Here is an 18,272-nt window from a genome sequence, read left to right as displayed (position 1 = left end):
TGCGCGTGGTTACGCGCGGTCTTATGCGCATATTGCGCAGCGCACCGCCTGCGCGTGCGTGCGCCTAAACCGTTGCGACGGTTGCGGCGAGTGTGGCTTGCACCGCGTCGTCGGGTGCGCGGGTGATCAGCGTCTCACCGAAGCGCTTCAACAGAATGAACTTGATCTCGCCGGCCTCGGCTTTCTTGTCGACACGCATCAGGTCGACGTAGCGTGCCGCGCCAAGCGCCGGCCCGCGCACCGGAAGATGGGCTGCCTGCACCAGCGCCACGAGACGCTGCCGCGCTGCTTCATCGAGATGACCGAGCCGTACCGACAGATCGGCCGCCATCGCCATGCCGCAACCGACCGCTTCGCCATGCAGCCACTCGCCGTAGCCAAGCCCGGCTTCGATGGCGTGGCCAAACGTATGGCCGAAGTTGAGGATTGCGCGCAAGCCGCCTTCGCGTTCGTCCGTCGCGACGACCGATGCCTTGATTTCGCACGAACGCTTGACCGCTTCGGCCAGCGCATGCGGCTCGCAGTGGTTGAGCGCTTCGACGTTCGCTTCGATCCAGTCGAAAAAAGCCGCGTCTGCAATGGCGCCGGTCTTGATTACTTCGGCGATGCCCGCCGCCAGTTCCCGCGACGGCAACGTGCGCAGCGTGCTGATGTCGGCGATCACGGCCTGCGGCTGGTAGAACGCGCCGATCATGTTCTTGCCGAGCGGATGGTTGATGCCGGTCTTGCCGCCCACCGACGAATCGACCTGCGACAGCAGCGTGGTCGGCACCTGGATAAACGGCACGCCGCGCATGTAGCTCGCAGCGGCAAAGCCGGTCATGTCGCCGATCACACCGCCGCCGAGCGCGATCAACGTGGTCTTGCGGTCAGCCCGGGCGCCCAGCAGCGCATCGAAGATCTGATTCAGCGTTTCCCAGTTCTTGTACGCTTCGCCGTCCGGCAGGACGACAGTGGACACGCTCTTGCCGAGCGGCGCGAGCGCCGCGCGCAGCGCATCGCCGTACAGCGGCTCGACGGTGGTATTGGTGACGACGGTGACCGACGCGCCCGCGATATGCGGCGCAAACAATGCGGTTTGGCCGATCAGATCGGCGCCGATGTGAATCGGGTAGGAGCGCTCGCCTAAATCGACGTTGACGGTAATCATGGAGGTACTCATGCTTGCGATTATGCCGCAGGGGGGGTGTCAGGGTTGCTGGGGCCGCCCGGGTTTCCGGGGTGACAGATGCCGGCCATCTCGAGCTGCATCAGCACCATGTTGACGAGTCCATTGACCGACGGACGCCCGGTTTCGACGACGAAATGCGCGCACTCGCGGTACAGCGGATCGCGCGCCTCGTACAGCGCCTCCAGTTTGCCTTTCGGGTCTTCCGTCTGTAGTAGCGGACGGTTCTTGTCGCGGCGTGTGCGCAGCCACAGATCATGCGGGTTTGCGCGCAGATAAATGACGAAGCCGCGCTCGTGCAGCGCACCACGGTTTTCCGGCCGCAGCACCGCGCCGCCGCCGGTAGCGAGCACGATACCCGCGCGGCCGGTCAACTCGGCGATCACCTGCGCTTCGCGTTCGCGAAAGCCCGCCTCGCCTTCCAGTTCGAAAATCACCGGAACGCGCGCGCCGGTGCGAGCCTCGATCTCATGGTCGGAATCGAAGAACGGACGGTCCAGCCGACGCGCCACGGCCCGGCCGACGGTCGTCTTGCCGGCCCCCATCAGACCTACGAAAAAAACATTCGCCTGTGCGTCCCGCGCTTGCAACTTATCCTCTGGCTAATCGGGTTTGGTTCGTGCCGCAGCTTACTGGCAAAGCGACTGGCTTGTCGAGCCTGGCGCCGGGGCCACTCCCCGCGCTGGGCAATTTGCACGCGGTGGGTGGCGCCGGTTCGCCCCGCGCAGGCGGCCGCTGCTGGGTGCCGGGGCGCCGCACCGGCGCGCCCCGGTCCCAACGGCAACACCGGCAACACCGGCAACACTGGCACCATTTTGCAGCACGGGCGTTCACGCTCAATTCGTCTGCACAACAGTAGGCGTAATGAAAACGACCAGTTCGCTGCGCGAATCGCGGTGCGCACGGTGCCGAAAAAGTGCGCCCAAAAGCGGTATTTTGCCCAGGAGCGGCACCCTCGTCACATCGTCGCGGTCGTCGGTCTCATAAATGCCGCCGATCGACACCGTGCCGCCATCCTCCACCTGCACACGCGTTTGCACGTGTTTCGTGTTGATCGCGGGGCCCGCCGCGGTCTGCTCGCCGACGCTGTCTTTCGCGACATCGAGGTCGAGCACGACCTTGCCGTCTGGTGTGATCTGCGGCTCGACCTCCAGTTTCAGGCTGGCGCGGCGAAACTGCACCCCGGATACACCCTGCCCGACCTTCGCCTGATACGGCAATTCGGTGCCCTGCTCGACGATCGCCTTCATGCGGTCCGCAGTCACCACGCGCGGGCTCGACACGATCTGCCCGCGCCCCTCCGCTTCGAGCGCGCTCAGCTCCACGTTGATGAGCCGCGTGGCACGCGCGGCAAACAACGTGAGGCCAGCGGTGGCCGCGTCGAAACCGGAAATCGGCCGCGCCGAAAGATCGTGGACAAGACCGTCCTGGTTGCCTGTCATGCCGACCATCGTACCGTCTTCGCTGGTCCCGGCCATCGACAGCTTCACGCCGAGATTGCGCGAGAAACCGCGCTCACCTTCGACAATGCGTGCTTCGATCAACACCTGGCGAGTCGGCCGGTCGAGCGCGGCGATCAGCTTGTCGATCTGCGCGAGGCGCGCTTCAAGGTCGGTGATGAACACCAGGTTCGTGCGCGGATCGGCCATCACCGCGCCGCGCTTCGATAACACACGCTGGTTGGCCGAGCCCATCAGGAGCTTGCGCACATCGTCCGCATGCGCGTAATTCAGCTCGAAGGTGCGGCTCGCGAGCGGCTCGAGGTCGGCGCCACGCGCATGCGTTTCGAAACGCTGCCGCTCGCGCGCGGCGAGCTCGGCAAGCGGCGCAACCCAGATCACGTTGCCGCGCCGCTCCATCGCAAGGCCATGGACATCGAGCAGCGTATCGAAAGCAATGCGCCACGGCACGTTGTCGAGATGCAGCGTCACCGCACCGCGCGCCTTGTCGCTGGCGATGATGTTCAGCCCCGTGAACTGCGCAAACGCGTTCAGCACCGCGCCGAGCTCCGCATGACGGAAGTTCAGCGTGATCGGCTTGTCCGGCGGCAGGTCGTCCGCGAGCAGGCTTGCCGCCGAACCGCCAAGCCGCGCCTGCGGCGCGAGCGGCACGGGCGGCCCCTCGAGCGCGCCGGCTGAAGCTTCGTTGCGTGCCGCATCGACGGGCGTTGTGGCTTCGCTGCGCGCTGCGCGGTCTTGTTGCGCAGCGTTGTCAACCGGGGCCACCAGAGGCTCATCGACGTTCGTCAGGCGGGCTTCGGCTGGCTGCTCGCCAAACGGGTTTTGCACTTCGTCGGCGGCCGCCCGCGGCAGTGGCGGCGTACCGTACGAAGCAAGCCCATCGTCGAGCGGCATCTGTCCCGGCAGCGGCGGCATCGATGCATGTGCTGCCGCCGCAAACGCCCACCCGATGCCCGCCAGCCACTTCAGGCGGTACGCGCGCATCATTGGAGCGCCTCGCCGAATGCCACGACACGCTTGTCGCCATCGCGCATCGCAAGCGTCATGCCGTGCCCATCGACGCGCGCGACATGCGCGCTGCCGATACGCTGCCCGGCCTCGAGCGTAGTCTCGCCGTCCGGCGTTTCGACCAGCGCGAGGCCGCGCACCAGGTCGGACAGCAAACCGACCACACGCAACGCGGCGTCGCCCACGTCGGTTACACGCTGCTCGAAACGCGCCGGCGGTGCAAAGGGATCGTTGAACACGATATCTTCGTCGCCGTCGAATGCGTCATCGATCGCGTCGATGATCGAGTCGAACGGGCGCAGCCCATCGAATACGCTCAACGTGATGCCAACCGACAGCAGGCCCGTGCCGGAGATCGCGGTATCCGCCCTACTGACCGTGATGTCGCCCGGCACGGCCAGCACAGGCAGGCTCGGCAGCGCGCGTACGAAGGCCATCAGCTGCGCGAAACCGGCCTGTGCGGTCAGGCGAATCGGCCGGGCGGCATCGATGCCGTCGCCGCTGACGACACCGGGTTCCAGCGCAAGCAGCGAAATGCCGCTGCGCTCTGCCAGTTGCGTGACGGCCCGCACATCGTCGGACGACGTCCATGGCGCAGCCGGACGGGTGGCCCCTGCTGCGCCCGCCGACCGGCGCAGCGCCGGCAATGCGTCGAGCGCACCACGCGCATCGTCGAAACGATGTTGCGCCTGCGCCAGCGACGCACGGCTTGCGCCGATACCGCTCAGGTCTGCCGCGACCCATGCATGGGTGCCGAGCCCGAAGACAAGCACCGCGATCAGCGATGCGATTGCCAGCCGGCGGCGCGTACTCCAGGCCGCAAGCGGCACGCGCAGGCCGTCGGCCCAGCCTCGCGTAGAAGGTCGGTTGTTCGTATAGCCGAAGTGGCCGGAAAGAGTCGAATTCATTTCATACCTCGTGTATTGCCAGGTTGAACAGGATGGGCAGCAGCTACCGTGGGTTTGTGCGGTGCCGGGTCGCGCAGAGGATTCCAGTGCAGACGTGTAGCGAACTCGATCGCCGCGCTCTCGCCTGGCGACGTGCGATGCGATGAAGTCCCCGCACGGCGCAGATCGCTCACCTCGGTGTCGCGCACACCGTGGATTGCGTTCAGGCGTTTGAGCCACGCGGCCGGCGCCGCGTGGTCGCGCGCGCTGGCAAGCAACTCGGTTTCGTGGTCACGCTGCTTCAATTGCTGAACCACGATGCGCTGGTCGGCTTCGTCGCTCAGCACCTCGAAGAGTGCGATGAGACGCGTCAACGGTTCCGCACGCGTCTCGGCGCGCGCCGCTCGCGTGTGCGCATCGGCAACCTCGCGCGACAGCCGCGCATGCTCGGCAAGCGGCGCCGCCAGTTGCGCGAACGCACGCTCTGCAGCAGCCCGTTGTGCGTCCAGCCTGGTTCGCTCGACGGTCTGCCAGCCGGCGAGCGCGAGCACGGCCGTACAGCCGGCCAGCACCGCCGCCAGCCACTCCCCAACGCGACGCCGCCGCGCGCGGCGCGCGTTGCGTTGCCGGTACGGCAACAGGTTGAAGCCACCGCTCCACGCGGGCAGCACGCGCGGCCGCGCGGCCGTGTCGAAGCGCAAGTCCGGCGATCTCATTCGAGCACCTCGCGCAGTGCAAGACCGAAGGCCACGGCACAGCCGGGTTCGTACAACAGCTTCTCGTCGGACGCGCGCACGACTTCACCGAACGCCGCGCATTGAAACGGCACGACGCCGCACGCGAGCACGTCGGCGATGTCGGCCAGCGAAAAGGACACGCCCTCGAGCAGGTCGAGTTCGCCCGCCACCAGCGCGCGGCCGAGTGTCTGGCCGCCGCCCAGATCGCGCAACGCGTCGGCAATGCCGGCGTACTCGAGCGCCGGATAGCGCACCTCGGCCGCAATCGCATCGTCGACGATGCGCCAGCCATAGAGACCATCGGGAGCGACCCAGAGCGCCGCGTACGCGTCTTCCGCGCATGGTTCGTGATCGGCTGCATGGCGTAACGCGCGTAGCGCGGCGCGCGGCTCGCTGTCGATCGCGGTGAGTGAAACACCGGCGATCGCCGCGCATTCAAGGCGCGCCTCGAGGTGCTGGCGCGCGGTAGCCGCGATCGTCACGCAGCCCGCATCCGGCGACACTTCGGTGACGTACCAGTCGACCGCAAGCGCGTGGCGCTCGAGACCGGCGATGCGTTCGGCTTCGATCATCACGGCGGCCTCGAAGGCGGCATGCCCATATGTGGCGCCGAAGCGCCCCCGCCGCCGCGGCCCGAACTGCGCGACCGGCACGTTGGCAGTGAGGGTGGCCGAGCCCGGCACGGCCATCGCACAACGCAGTGCGTACAGAATGCGCTCGGTCGGCAAACCCTCGAGCAATTCGGCAAGCGCACGCGCGACCGCCGGCCGGTCGACGATCTCCGCACCGGCCATTGCGCCGGCACGCATCGGCACCGACGCGATGCACTCGACCCGCACCGGACCATCGCCACGCGCACGCCGGCTCAACACCACGAGGCGCACCTCGGACGGATTCACATCGATGCCGGCTGCGAACCGGCGTACCGCCATTTGCAACGTATTTTTAAACGTCATTTTTGCCTCCCTTTCAGCAACGAAGCGGCCACGCATTCGAGCGCAGGCCACAGGGAGAATTGTGCTCAGACGGCTTGATCCGCGATATTCAGCCGAATGGCTAACGCGATGCAAAGCGGTCCCAGGCGTGAGCCGGAGGCGCTACAGTGATGTCATTCGCTGACGCAATTCGCTACCGCAGTCCGCCGGTCCGATGTAAGCGCGTCGAAAGCTCGCTGCGCGCGCGGCTATAATCGCGGGACTGGTTTTTGGTGGTCTTATGCAATCGTCGACTCCTTCATCTCCGCCGCCGCCCGCGCCGCGCAAACGCAAGCGCTCGCTGTGGCTTACGCTGATCTACGGTCTGGCTGGCCTGGTCTTCGCCGGCGTCGTGTGCGTCGCGCTGCTGCTCGGCTACGCGCTCGTCGTCGCCACGCCGAACCTGCCTTCGCTCGAAGCGCTGACCGACTATCAGCCGAAGGTGCCGCTGCGCATCTATACCGCCGATCACGTGCTGATCGGTGAATTCGGCGAAGAGCGGCGCGACGTCGTGCACATCCGCGACGTGCCGGACAACCTGAAGAAAGCCGTGCTCGCCATTGAAGACGCGCGCTTCTACGATCACGGCGGCGTCGACCTGACCGGCATCGCGCGCGCCGGCATCGTCGCGCTGACCAACGGCCATGCCACGCAAGGCGCGAGCACGATCACGATGCAGGTGGCGCGCAACTTCTTTCTGTCGAGCGAAAAGACCTACACGCGCAAGGTCTACGAGATGTTGCTCGCGTACAAGATCGAGTCGAAGCTGTCGAAAGACCAGATTCTCGAGGTCTACATGAACCAGATCTATCTCGGCCAGCGCGCGTACGGCTTTGCGAGTGCCGCGCGCGTGTATTTCGGCAAGGATCTGAAAGACCTCACGCTCGCCGAATGCGCGATGCTCGCGGGGCTGCCCAAGGCGCCTTCCGCGTATAACCCGGTGGTCAACCCGAAGCGGGCCAAGGTCCGTCAGGAGTACATCCTGCAGCGCATGCTGGAGCTGCACTACATCACGCAGCAGCAGTTCGAGCAGGCCAACGCGCAGCCGCTGGTGGTCAAGGGCGCGGGCAAGGAATTCAGCGTGCACGCCGAGTACGTGGCCGAGATGGTGCGCCAGATGATGTACGCGCAGTACCGCGAGGAAGCCTACACGCGCGGCCTGAACGTGGTCACGACGATCGATTCGGCCGATCAGGACGTCGCCTATCGCGCGCTGCGCAAGGGGCTGATGGACTATGAGCGGCGTCACGGCTATCGCGGCCCGGAAGCGTTCATCGACCTGCCGAAAGATGCCGACGACCGCGAGCAGGCAATCGACGATGCGCTGCTCGAGCATCCCGACAATGGCGAGATCATCGCGGCTGTGGTGACGTCGGCCACGCCGAAGCAGGTGCAGGCTACGTTGATCGGCGGCAACTCGATCACCATCGACGGCAATGGGCTGCGCTATGCCGCGCCGGCGTTGAACGCGCGTGCACAGCCGAATCAGCGTATCCGTCCAGGCGCGATCGTACGGGTGGTCAATGGCGACGATGGCGAGTGGTCGATTACGCAGCTGCCGCAGGTCGAAGGCGCATTCGTTTCGGTGGTGCCGCAGGACGGCGCGATCCGCGCGCTGATCGGCGGCTTCGATTTCAACAAGAACAAGTTCAACCACGTGACGCAGGCATGGCGCCAGCCGGGCTCGAGCTTCAAGCCGTTCATCTACTCGGCGTCGCTGGAAAAAGGCCTCGGGCCGGCTACCGTGATCAACGATGCGCCGCTGTTCTTCAGTGCCGCAGAAACGGGCGGCCAGGCGTGGGAGCCGAAAAACTATGGCGGCGGCTTCGATGGCCCGATGACGATGCGCACCGCGCTGCAGAAATCGAAGAACCTTGTGTCGATCCGCATCCTGAACCACATCGGCACGAAGTACGCGCAGCAGTACATCACGCGCTTCGGCTTCGATGCGGAGCGGCATCCGGCCTATCTGCCGATGGCGCTCGGCGCGGGTCTCGTCACGCCGCTGCAGATGGCGGCTGGCTATTCGGTGTTTGCGAACGGCGGCTATCGGATCAACCCGTATCTGATCGCGGAAGTCACCGATCAGCGCGGCGTGGTGGTCGCTCATGCACAACCGCTGGTCGCCGCGCAAAGTGCGCCGCATGCGATCGAGCCGCGCAACGCGTATGTGATGAACAGCCTGCTGCAGAGCGTCGCGCAACGCGGCACCGGCGCGAAGACGAACGTGCTCAAGCGTACCGACCTTGCCGGCAAGACCGGCACCACCAACGACTCGCGCGATGCGTGGTTCGCCGGCTATCAGCACACGCTGACTGCCATTGCGTGGATCGGCTACGACAACCCGCGCAGCCTCGGCGACAAGGAAACCGGCGGCGGTCTCGCGTTGCCGGTGTGGGTCGACTATATGGGCCGCGCGTTGAAGGGCGTGCCCGAGTACAAGATGCCGATGCCGGCCGGTGTCACGACGATCGGCGACGAGTTGTATTTCGACGGATTTACGCCGGGCAATGGATTCGTTTCGGCGGTCGGCGTTTCGCTGCCGCAACCGGGTGACGAGGCGAGCGGGGCGCAGGCTGCGCCCGAGCAGGTTAACGAGCAGGAAAAGCAGGACATCATGAACCTGTTCCGCGGGCATTGAAGCGGCCAGGAGGCGCGCAGTAAGCGGTGCAACTACGCACCGCTCGCGAAGCCGCTCACCACCTGCCGCTCACCACCTGCCGCTCACCACCCGCCGCTTACCACCCGCCGCTCGCATCATCGCGACAGCGCACCCAGCGGCCACCCCGTGCGCTTACGGCGCGATCTGCACCGGCTCGCCGGCCTGCTGCGACGCGTAGTCGGACAACGCCGAGAAAAACTCGGTGCCGTTGCGCGTATCGCGCCATGCGTCGTCGACGAAACGGAAGTGGTAGCCGCCCGACTTCGCCGCAATCCAGATTTCCTTCATCGGCGGCTGCAGGTTCACGATGATCTTCGTGCCGTTCTCGAATTCGAGTGTCAGCACATTGCCGCTGCGGCCGAATTCGATATCGGCGTCGACCTCGTCGAGCGCGCGTTCGATCGCGGCCAGCACGGCTTCGGCGCGGGTTAAGTATTCACTATCGGTCATGCTAAACTCCAGCGGATTCGTTATACAGGGACAGTCATGCAAGCCGTTTTCCGGATGAGCGCGATTGTAGCGGCTTTGTCCATCGTTACGGTCGGCGCACTCGCCGGCTGCGGGCAACGCGGCGCGCTTTATCTGCCCACCGTACCACCACTGCCCGCCAAACCGAACGAGCAAACGCGGCCGCCTTCGCCCGATGAAGTGAACCCCGGCGCTGAAACGGCTTCGTCCGCTTCCGACGTTCCGGACACGTCGGGCGCCGCGCTGTCGCTGTCCCCCGACGACAATTTCCGGATGCCGTCGACGAACCTGCCGCAACAACCCGCATCCGGCGTTCCTCAAGCTCAATAAGACCTTCGCATGACTCGATCCGCATTCGCCCATGTCGACGGCGTGCTGCACGCCGAACGCGTGTCCGCCGTATCGCTCGCCGAACAGTTCGGCACGCCGCTGTACGTCTATTCGCGCGCCGCCTTGACCGACGCATGGCAAGCCTATGCAGGCGCATGCGCCGGCCGGCGTGCCACGGTCCATGTCGCCGTCAAGGCGAACAGCAACCTCGCGGTGCTGAATCTGTTCGCCCGGCTCGGCGCGGGGTTCGATATCGTGTCCGGCGGCGAACTGGCGCGCGTACTGGCGGCCGGCGGCAAGGCGGAGAACACGGTGTTTTCGGGCATCGGCAAGAGCGTCGCGGAAATGCGCGAGGCGCTCGAAGCCGGCGTCAAGTGCTTCAACGTCGAGTCGATTCCGGAACTGAGCCGCCTCAACGAAGTCGCCGGCGCGCTCGGCAAGCTGGCGCCTGTCTCGTTGCGCGTGAATCCGGACGTCGACGCGAAGACGCATCCGTATATTTCCACCGGCCTGAAGTCGAACAAGTTCGGCGTCGCGTTTGACGAAGCGCGCGCCACGTATCGCGCGGCGGCGGCGATGGCGCATCTGGACGTGGTCGGCATCGATTGCCATATCGGCTCGCAGATCACCGAAGTCTCGCCGTATCTCGATGCGGTCGACAAGCTGCTCGAACTCGTCGGGCAGATCGAATCCGACGGCTTGAAGATTCGCCATATCGATGTCGGCGGCGGCCTCGGCATTACGTATAGCGACGAGACACCGCCTGCCATCGGCGATTTCGTGCGCACCGTGCTCGATCGCATCGAGGCGCGCGGCCATGGTCATCGCGAAGTGTATTTCGAGCCGGGGCGCTCGCTGGTAGGCAACGCGGGCATTCTGCTCACGCGTGTCGAATTTCTGAAGCCGGGCGCGGAAAAGAACTTTGCGATCGTCGATGCCGCGATGAACGATCTCGCGCGGCCCGCGATGTACGACGCGTATCACGCGATCGAGCCGGTGGTGACGCGCAGCGCGCCGAAACAGTTGTACGACGTGGTCGGTCCGGTCTGCGAAAGCGGCGACTGGCTGGGCCGCAGCCGCGAACTGGCGCTCGAGCCGGGCGATCTGCTGGCGATTCGCTCGGCAGGCGCATATGGCTTTGTGATGAGCTCGAACTACAACACGCGCACGCGCGCCGCTGAAGTGATGGTGGAAGGCGACACGGTGCACGTCGTGCGTGAACGCGAAGAGATCAAGCAGTTGTTCGCTGGCGAATCGATTCTGCCGGACTGAGGCGCATCAACTTCGGCGGGTAGCAAGCGGCGCCATCTATGCGCGCCGCCCGTCAGCTCCCGCCGCAAAAATTCTCTCAACGCAGTAGATGGCGCCGCGTCGTGCTACGCCACCGTGCGTCATCGCTCTACGTCATCAGGCTGCGTCACTGCGCGACAACACAGCCCTACACCGCCGCCGCGCGTCAGCGTCCTATGACACTGCGCCGCGCGATCCGCTCGCGCGCCCACACAGCAAGCCGCCAGCCCAGCAGCACGATCACGATCGCTCCGTAGATCTTCGGCAAGATCAGATCGTGCTTGCCCGCCTTCATCCACCAGAAATGCAGGATCGCCAGCGCGGCGATCGGATAGATCGCGCGATGCAATACCTGCCAGCGTCGGCCGAGCTTGCGCACCATCGCGCGGGTCGAGGTCGCCGCGAGCGGGATCAGCAACACGAAGGCCGCAAAACCGACCGTGATGAACGGACGCTTGCCGATGTCCTTCAGGATTTCCGCAAAGTCGAACCACTTGTCGAACCAGAAATACGTCGTGAAGTGCAGCGCCGCGTAGAAGAACGCGTACAGCCCGAGCATGCGGCGAAAGCGCAGCAGCGCATTCACACCCGTCAGCCGGCGCAGCGGCGACACGGCCAGCGTGATGCACAGAAATACCAGCGTCCATAGGCCGGTCGAACGCGTGATGAATTCGATCGGATTGGCGCCCAGTTGGTCGGTGAAACCGAACAGCACGAGGCGCGCGAGCGGGTACAGCGCCGCGACAAATACCGCCACCTTTGCGGGTTTCACCCAGCGCGCACCGGCCGGCACGGTAGCTGCACGTTTCGTGGCAGCGCCGGCAGCCGCAACAGTCGCTGCCGCCGTGGCCGACGCGGGTCGCGGCACCTTGCGACCCGCAGCAGTTTGCGTATCGGTTGTCATCGACGTCCCCGCTCAGAAGAATTTCTTCAGGTCCATGCCCTGATACAGCGACGCGACCTGATCGCCGTAGCCGTTGAACATCAACGTCTTGCGCTTCGGCGTGAAGAAACCATCCTCGCCAATCCGGCGCTCGGTTGCCTGGCTCCAGCGCGGATGGTCGACGTTCGGGTTCACATTCGAGTAGAAGCCGTACTCCTTCGGCGCGTAGACGTTCCAGCTGGTCGGCGGCTGCTGGTCGACGAAGCGGATCTTCACCAGCGACTTCGCGCTCTTGAAGCCGTACTTCCATGGCAGCACGATGCGCACCGGCGCGCCGTTCTGGTTCGGCAGAACCTGGCCATACAGGCCCACGGTAAGCAGCGTCAGCGGATTCATCGCTTCGTCCATCCGCAGGCCTTCCGAATACGGCCAGTCCAGAATCGGCTCGGACAGCCCCGGCATTTGCGACGGATCGGCCAGCGTAATGAACTGCACGTATTTCGCGTTGCCGGTGGGCTGCGCGCGCTTGATCACCTCCGACAACGGAATGCCGATCCACGGAATCACCATCGACCAGCCTTCGACACACCGGTGCCGGTACACGCGCTCTTCGAGCGGTGCGAGCTTCAGCAGCTCGTCGATGTCGTAGACTTTGGCGTTCTTCACCTCGCCTTCAACGCTCACCCTCCACGGACGCGGCCGCAACGTGCCGGCGTTGTGCGCCGGATCGGCCTTGTCGGTGCCGAACTCGTAGTAGTTGTTGTACGTGGTGATGTCCTTGAACGGCGTCGCCTTGTCGGTCGCGACGAATTTCGGGTTCGTCTTCGCCGACAGCTTCAACGCTTTCGGATCGGGTGACGCAAACGCGGCATACGCTTCACCATGCACGCCGATCAGGCCGCCTAGCGCCGCTGCGCCTGCCATCTGCAAGATGCGCCGCCGATTTTCGAACACGTGTTGCGGCGTGATTTCGCTGCGCGGGATGTCGTCGCCGCTCAGTTGTGTCCGGTCAGACCGTTTGATCCACATGATGCTGCTCCTCGCGGGCGCCGATCGCCGATCGCCCGCCATTCGATGGCTATGTCCGTTTATCCGCAGACTCTCTTCTGGCAAACGGAAATGCTGGCAAATCCTTCCCATCCTGACGTAAAAAAACCGCTGGGGCTATCACGCACCCAGCGGTTTCTTGGTCGGACCTGAACAGCGGATATTACAGCTTGCCGTAACTATGCAGCCCCGACAGGAACATATTGACGCCGAGGAACGCGAACGTCGTGACCAGCAGGCCCGTGAGCGCCCACCAGGCGGCGACCGCACCGCGCAGGCCTTTCATCAGACGCATATGCAGCCATGCCGCATAGTTCAGCCAGACGATCAGTGCCCACGTTTCTTTCGGGTCCCAGCTCCAGTAGCCGCCCCACGCTTCCGCGGCCCACAGCGCGCCGAGAATCGTCGCGACCGTGAAAAACGCGAAACCGACGGCGATCGACTTGTACATCAGGTCGTCCAGCACGTCGAGCGGCGGCAGCCGGTCGGCCAGCACGCCGCGCTCTTTGCTCAGATACGCGACGCCCACCATCGCCGACAGCGCGAAGCTGCCGTAGCCGATGAAGTTCGCCGGCACGTGGATCTTCATCCACCAGCTTTGCAGCGCGGGCACCAGCGGCTGGATCTGCTGCGCGTCGCGGGAGATCGAGTACCACATCAGGAAGCCGACCGCCGCCGTGATGACCAGCAGCACGAACGCGCCGAGCGCACGCGTGTTGTAGTGCGATTCGTAATACAGATAGAACAGCGCCGTAATCAGGCTGAAAAGCACGAACACTTCGTACAGGTTCGAGATTGGAATATGGCCGACGTCCGCGCCGATCAGGTACGACTCGTACCAGCGCACCATCAGGCCGACGAAGCCCATCAGCACCGCGGCCCACGTCATTTTCGAGCCGATTGCTGCGCCCGTGGGCGAGCGCGTCAGCAAGCCGATCCAGTAGAACACCGTGGCGAACACAAACAGCGCGCTCATCCACAGAATCGCGGACTGGCTCGACAGGAAATATTTGAGGAAGAACGCCTGGTCGGCCCGCGCCAGATCGCCGTGGTAGATCTGGATGGCCAGTAGCGACAGCGCAGCAATGCCGATCATCAACGGCCGCACCGGCTTCCAGCGCCAGCCGAGCACGACGAACACCGGCACTGCGCACACCAGCACCAGCTTGTCGTAGTAGTTCATGAACCCGTAGTAGCGCGACAGCGCGAAACCGGCGCCGGCCACCATTGCCAGCGCGAATAGCCAGTCGAACGGCTTCAGGCGCTTCAGGAACGGGCGATCGTCGAGCAGCGGGCTGCGGCGCGCAGGCGCATCGCCGGTGGGACGCTGTGCGGGCGAGGAGGAGGAAACCTGTGTCAAGTCCATGATCTTACCGGGTCGAATCTTGTGGGCCGGCATGCGAGCTCGCGCCGCCGGACGCATCGGACGCACTGACTGGCGTGGCACCGAGCGCCTCGCCCACCGCGTCGCGCGTCTCTTTGAACTCTTTGTCGAAGTCGAAGGTCTTGCGTGCGCTCGACATTGCCATCACGACGTGCGTGCCGTGGTCGGTATCTTTGAGCCAGAACCACAGGCGCCGTTCACGGACGTAAAACATCGAAAAGATACCCAGCACGAGCAGCAGGCTGCCAAGATACACGACTTTTTTGCCCGGCGCGCGCGTCAACTGAAATACCGATGCTTGCACCTGCTTGAACGAATCGAGCTGCAGAAACACCGGCGATCCGTACAGAAAACTGTCGGAAATTGCGTTAATCGAGCTTTGTATGAAACGACTGTTCGCGTCGTTGACCTGCGCCGACGCTTCGCCGTTTTGCTCGCGCGCGATTTGCCAGACGTCCCACATCGAGCCTTCGAGCATGCGCAGCAGCAGGCCGGCGGCCTTTTCCTGCTCGGCTTTCGGCACCGAATGGTCGATAAAGGTGGCGATCGACTGGAAACCGCCGTTCACCTGGCTGCGCGGCGGGGTGCCGAGGGTCGAATCGGCGCCGGCAAAAAGGGTGAGTACGCGCACCGCGCTTTCTTCGAGGTGCTGCTGCAGGTCCGGGTTCGACGCGGGCACCGAGCGCTGCGCAAAGCGATGGGCCGCTTCGGTACGCGTGGCCGGATTTTCCAGCGCGGCGCGCAGGCTCATCCATTCCTTGACCGTGCCGCCGGTGTCCGCGGGAATGCGCAGGTAGCGGAACGCGTCGTCCGGATTGGTGCGCATGCCCGCGAGGAACACGCGCTCGCCGCTCACATCGACCGGCAGCATGTAGTTGTTGTACTCGCGCGCCTGGCCGTCCTTGCCGCGTACCTTGTACTGCACCGACGGCCCGACGTTATGCAGGTCGAGCGGCTTCGAGGTTTTCGCGCCGGAGCCGAGGCGCTCGTCGAACGCCTCTTTCAGCGACTGATGCGCGGTCACGCCGCGCACGTCGTTCTGACCGCTGCCGTTCGAGATGTTCTCGACGTTGATCGCACGGAAGTCGGCAAATTCGATCGTCTGGCCATCCGCGCCCGGCACCGAATTCGCCAGCGGCGTCGAGTTGCCGATGGTGCCTTCGAACGGCACCGTTTTCGTGCTGCTGCCGGTCATCGGCCAGGCGGTCGTCTTCATCTCCGAGCCGCCGTCCTGGAAGCTCGACTGGAAGATCGACACGCCGTCGTACTCGAATGGCTTGTTCACCTCGACACGCGCCGGAATGCGCTGCCCGGTCTTGTGGTCGATCACGACGATGTCGCTGGCGAACAGCTTCGGCATGCCGGTCGAGTAGTAATCGACGATGAACTTGTTCAGTTCGATCGAAAACGGCAAGTCCTGGATCAGCGAGCCGGTCGGCTGGTTCAGGATCGCGGTCGAAACATGCTGGCCTTCGGGCACCCACGCATAGCCGCGGAAGGTCGGATTGCTCTCCGACAGCCGGTGGTCGGGCGAGATTTCGTTGATCACCGTGTTGCTGTTGATCGGCGACTTGTCGAACAGCCACATCTGCAGCTTGATCGGCAGGTTGCTGTCGAGCAGCCCGCCGATACAGATGATCACGATCGCCAGGTGCGCGGAGATGTAGCCGAGCTTGGTCAGCGCACCGCGCTTGGCGGCGATCAGCGTCGCGCCTTCGGATTCGCGTGTAACGAATTTGTAGCCTAGCTTGGCGGACAGCTTCGCGAGCACGTTGGTGGCTTCCGCGCGCGAGCCGTGTAGCGTGAATTCGCCCTTGTGGTGAAACGCGCGCAGGCTCGCTTCGCGGACCTTGTCTTTCCAGCTTTTGGTATCGGCCAGCATCTTCGGCGCATTCCGGATCACGCACAGCGACACCGACGCAATCAGAAAGCCGAGGATCAACATGAACCACCACGCGCTGTACACGGTGTACAGGCTCAGCGAGCGGAAGATGTCGGCCCAGAACGGGCCGAACTGGTTCACATAGTTGGGATACGGGTCGTCCTGCGTAAGCACGGTGCCGATGATGCTCGCGATGGCCAGGATCACGAGCATCGCGATCGCAAAGCGCATCGAACTGAGCAACTCGACGATTTCGCGCGTGACCCGCTGACGCGATTTCGACTGCAAACCCGAGGTGGTGACGCTCATTCAAACTCCGACTGAACAGCAAAAAAGGGTGAAGAGGCTGCCGTGCCGGCACGGCGCCCTCACCCTTTTCTTATTTTTGCGCCGGCCTGACGGATCGTAAGACCCTGGGACCGGCTATACCGATGCGGCGCGGACGCCAGCTTAATGCAAACCCGCGACGTAATCAGCGACTGCTTTTATTTCACCATCTGACAGACGCTGTGCGATGGCATGCATCGGCTCGTTGTTGTTGCGTACGCCCTGCTGGAACGCCGTCAACTGGGCGGCCGTGTAGTCTGCCCACTGGCCGGACAACCGCGGATACTGCGACGGAATGCCCTGGCCCGTCGGGCCGTGGCAGCTCGCGCAGGCGGGTATGCCCTTATCCGCGATACCGCCACGATAGATCTTTTGACCCAACGGGACGGTGTCTTTGTTGTGCGCGTACCCGGGCTTGGGCACCTGCGTCGCAAACCACGCCGACACGTTGACCATATCCTGATCCGACAGCGCACCCGCTATGCCCGCCATGATCGGATTGTTCCGCGCGGGCCCTTTTGCGCCCGGCTGTGTCTTGAAATCCTTGAGCTCTTTGGTGAGGTATTCCGGATGCTGGCCCGCGAGCTTCGGATAGGCACCGCCCGCGCTGTTGCCATCTGCACCGTGACACGTCGCGCAAACCTGCGCTGCGATGGCCTGCCCCCGATTCAAATCCGGCTTGGCCGGAGCCTGATCCGCTGCTTTTGCCTGTACCGCCAAACCTGAAAGACCTACTGCTGTGTGAAGCACCACCAGAATCCTGCCCAGTCGATTCATTCGCACACCCTGTTTCGTCTTGTGGGAATTAGAGGTTCTGCAAAGTACGACGGCGACCGAATTACTTGTAAAGGTCGCAATGCCTAACAGGTTTTCAGTAAACCATCGTATTGTACAATAACTCGCTAAGCGCGAAGACGCCAGTCGGGCATCCCCCGCAGCCAGTCCAGGCGCGGTTCGCAGCACGGTTCACCGCCCAGCAGCCCCACGGTTTTTGCGTGCCTTGGGCTTGTATCACATACCCGGTCTCATCCATGTCCTTCCTGCTCCACCAAGCCCGCTTCTTCACTACCGTCAATCATTTGCGCGATCTGCCGCCCACGGCGCAGCCGGAAATCGCATTTGCCGGGCGCTCGAATGCAGGCAAATCCACCGCGATCAACCTGCTGTGCAACCAGAAGCAGTTGGCCTTCGCCAGCAAGACGCCGGGGCGCACGCAGCATATCAATTACTTCTCGGTCGGTCCGGCCGACGAACCGGTCGCGCATGTGGTCGACCTGCCCGGCTATGGTTATGCGGAAGTGCCTGGTGCTGCGAAAGAGCACTGGGAAAGGCTGCTGTCGACCTACCTGCAGTCGCGCGCCCAACTGCGCGGCATGATCCTGATGATGGACTCGCGCCGCCCGCTGACCGAACTGGACAGACGCATGATCGAGTGGTTCGCACCGACAGGCAAGCCAATCCACACGCTGCTGACCAAATGCGACAAATTGACGCGTCAGGAAAGCATCAATGCGTTGCGGGCTACGAAGAAGGGGCTGGAGGAGTATCGCGCGGCGGGATTCGAGGGCGAGCTGACCGCACAACTGTTCTCGGCGCTCAAGCGAGTCGGTCTCGATGAAGCGCACGCGCTGATTGAAAGCTGGCTGGTGCCGGATGAAGCGGCAGGTTCCGGGGAAACTGCGTCGTAGTTGCGGTCGTCGTGATGGTGTAGCAATGCGTAAATCGCGCAACGAACCCGGCCTGTAGACAGCTTTACTTCTTCGCT

The 18,272-nt window shown here is 64.1% G+C and carries 16 protein-coding genes; 4 read left to right on the top strand and 12 right to left on the bottom strand.

The window, feature by feature from the left end; genetic code table 11:
- Positions 1 to 64 precede the first annotated feature (64 nt).
- The 6 genes from aroB to pilM form a co-directional block, all read right to left on the bottom strand.
- Positions 65 to 1,150, bottom strand: a complete 1,086-nt coding sequence (gene aroB, locus ACYVNQ_RS05005; protein ID WP_460901161.1) for a 3-dehydroquinate synthase — start codon at positions 1,148 to 1,150, stop codon at positions 65 to 67.
- Positions 1,151 to 1,170: 20 nt separating this feature from the next.
- On the bottom strand, positions 1,171 to 1,758 hold the full coding sequence (locus tag ACYVNQ_RS05000) for a shikimate kinase (RefSeq protein WP_460901160.1): 588 nt from the start codon (positions 1,756 to 1,758) through the stop codon (positions 1,171 to 1,173).
- A 246-nt stretch (positions 1,759 to 2,004) separates the two neighbouring features.
- A complete protein-coding gene (locus tag ACYVNQ_RS04995; protein WP_460901159.1) occupies positions 2,005 to 3,615 on the bottom strand; it encodes a type IV pilus secretin PilQ in 1,611 nt (536 codons plus the stop codon).
- Positions 3,612 to 4,544 carry a hypothetical protein gene (locus tag ACYVNQ_RS04990; protein WP_460901158.1) on the bottom strand — a complete coding sequence of 311 codons (933 nt, stop codon included), beginning with the start codon at positions 4,542 to 4,544 and terminating at the stop codon, positions 3,612 to 3,614. The genes ACYVNQ_RS04995 and ACYVNQ_RS04990 overlap by 4 nt, the downstream gene beginning before the upstream one ends.
- A complete protein-coding gene (locus ACYVNQ_RS04985) occupies positions 4,541 to 5,239 on the bottom strand; it encodes a fimbrial assembly protein (RefSeq protein ID WP_460901157.1) in 699 nt (232 codons plus the stop codon). Before ACYVNQ_RS04985 ends, ACYVNQ_RS04990 begins: the two co-directional genes overlap by 4 nt.
- Positions 5,236 to 6,216 carry a pilus assembly protein PilM gene (pilM, locus tag ACYVNQ_RS04980; RefSeq protein WP_460901156.1) on the bottom strand — a complete coding sequence of 327 codons (981 nt, stop codon included), beginning with the start codon at positions 6,214 to 6,216 and terminating at the stop codon, positions 5,236 to 5,238. Before pilM ends, ACYVNQ_RS04985 begins: the two co-directional genes overlap by 4 nt.
- A 259-nt stretch (positions 6,217 to 6,475) precedes the next feature.
- Here pilM and ACYVNQ_RS04975 point away from each other — a divergent pair, with 259 nt between their 5' ends.
- Complete coding sequence (locus tag ACYVNQ_RS04975) at positions 6,476 to 8,875, top strand: penicillin-binding protein 1A (protein ID WP_460901155.1); 2,400 nt, start codon at positions 6,476 to 6,478, stop codon at positions 8,873 to 8,875.
- Between the two features lie 153 nt (positions 8,876 to 9,028).
- Here ACYVNQ_RS04975 and cyaY read toward each other — a convergent pair whose 3' ends face one another.
- On the bottom strand, positions 9,029 to 9,346 hold the full coding sequence (cyaY, locus tag ACYVNQ_RS04970; protein ID WP_460901154.1) for an iron donor protein CyaY: 318 nt from the start codon (positions 9,344 to 9,346) through the stop codon (positions 9,029 to 9,031).
- A 54-nt stretch (positions 9,347 to 9,400) separates the two neighbouring features.
- Here cyaY and lptM point away from each other — a divergent pair, with 54 nt between their 5' ends.
- Both lptM and lysA read left to right on the top strand, forming a co-directional pair.
- Positions 9,401 to 9,694: an LPS translocon maturation chaperone LptM gene (gene lptM, locus ACYVNQ_RS04965; RefSeq protein ID WP_460901153.1), complete on the top strand. Its 294-nt coding sequence runs from the start codon at positions 9,401 to 9,403 to the stop codon at positions 9,692 to 9,694.
- Between the two features lie 9 nt (positions 9,695 to 9,703).
- Positions 9,704 to 10,966 (top strand): diaminopimelate decarboxylase, encoded by a 1,263-nt coding sequence (gene lysA, locus ACYVNQ_RS04960; protein ID WP_460901152.1) that lies wholly within the window; start codon positions 9,704 to 9,706, stop codon positions 10,964 to 10,966.
- Between the two features lie 184 nt (positions 10,967 to 11,150).
- On the opposite strand, the gene msrQ is transcribed toward lysA, so the two are convergent.
- From msrQ to ACYVNQ_RS04935, 5 genes are all read right to left on the bottom strand, one after another.
- Positions 11,151 to 11,888 (bottom strand): protein-methionine-sulfoxide reductase heme-binding subunit MsrQ, encoded by a 738-nt coding sequence (gene msrQ, locus ACYVNQ_RS04955; RefSeq protein ID WP_460901151.1) that lies wholly within the window; start codon positions 11,886 to 11,888, stop codon positions 11,151 to 11,153.
- A 12-nt stretch (positions 11,889 to 11,900) separates the two neighbouring features.
- The gene (gene msrP / locus ACYVNQ_RS04950; protein WP_460901150.1) at positions 11,901 to 12,896 is read right to left on the bottom strand and encodes a protein-methionine-sulfoxide reductase catalytic subunit MsrP; all 996 of its coding nucleotides are present in this window, start codon (positions 12,894 to 12,896) and stop codon (positions 11,901 to 11,903) included.
- Between the two features lie 181 nt (positions 12,897 to 13,077).
- Positions 13,078 to 14,280, bottom strand: coding sequence for a c-type cytochrome biogenesis protein CcsB (ccsB, locus tag ACYVNQ_RS04945; RefSeq protein ID WP_460901149.1), 1,203 nt, complete (start codon positions 14,278 to 14,280; stop codon positions 13,078 to 13,080).
- A 4-nt stretch (positions 14,281 to 14,284) separates the two neighbouring features.
- Positions 14,285 to 16,489 carry a cytochrome c biogenesis protein ResB gene (locus tag ACYVNQ_RS04940; RefSeq protein WP_460901148.1) on the bottom strand — a complete coding sequence of 735 codons (2,205 nt, stop codon included), beginning with the start codon at positions 16,487 to 16,489 and terminating at the stop codon, positions 14,285 to 14,287.
- 141 nt (positions 16,490 to 16,630) lie between these two features.
- A complete protein-coding gene (locus ACYVNQ_RS04935; RefSeq protein WP_460901147.1) occupies positions 16,631 to 17,284 on the bottom strand; it encodes a c-type cytochrome in 654 nt (217 codons plus the stop codon).
- Between the two features lie 254 nt (positions 17,285 to 17,538).
- Between ACYVNQ_RS04935 and yihA the strand changes: the two genes are divergently transcribed.
- Entirely contained in the window at positions 17,539 to 18,195 is a 657-nt protein-coding gene (gene yihA, locus ACYVNQ_RS04930; RefSeq protein WP_460901284.1) for a ribosome biogenesis GTP-binding protein YihA/YsxC, read from the top strand.
- Positions 18,196 to 18,272: the final 77 nt, after the last annotated feature.

The sequence above is a fragment of the Paraburkholderia jirisanensis genome (genome assembly GCF_054782355.1).
Note: the sequence above shows the minus strand (reverse complement) of the source record. Positions and strands in the feature narration are given on the sequence as shown.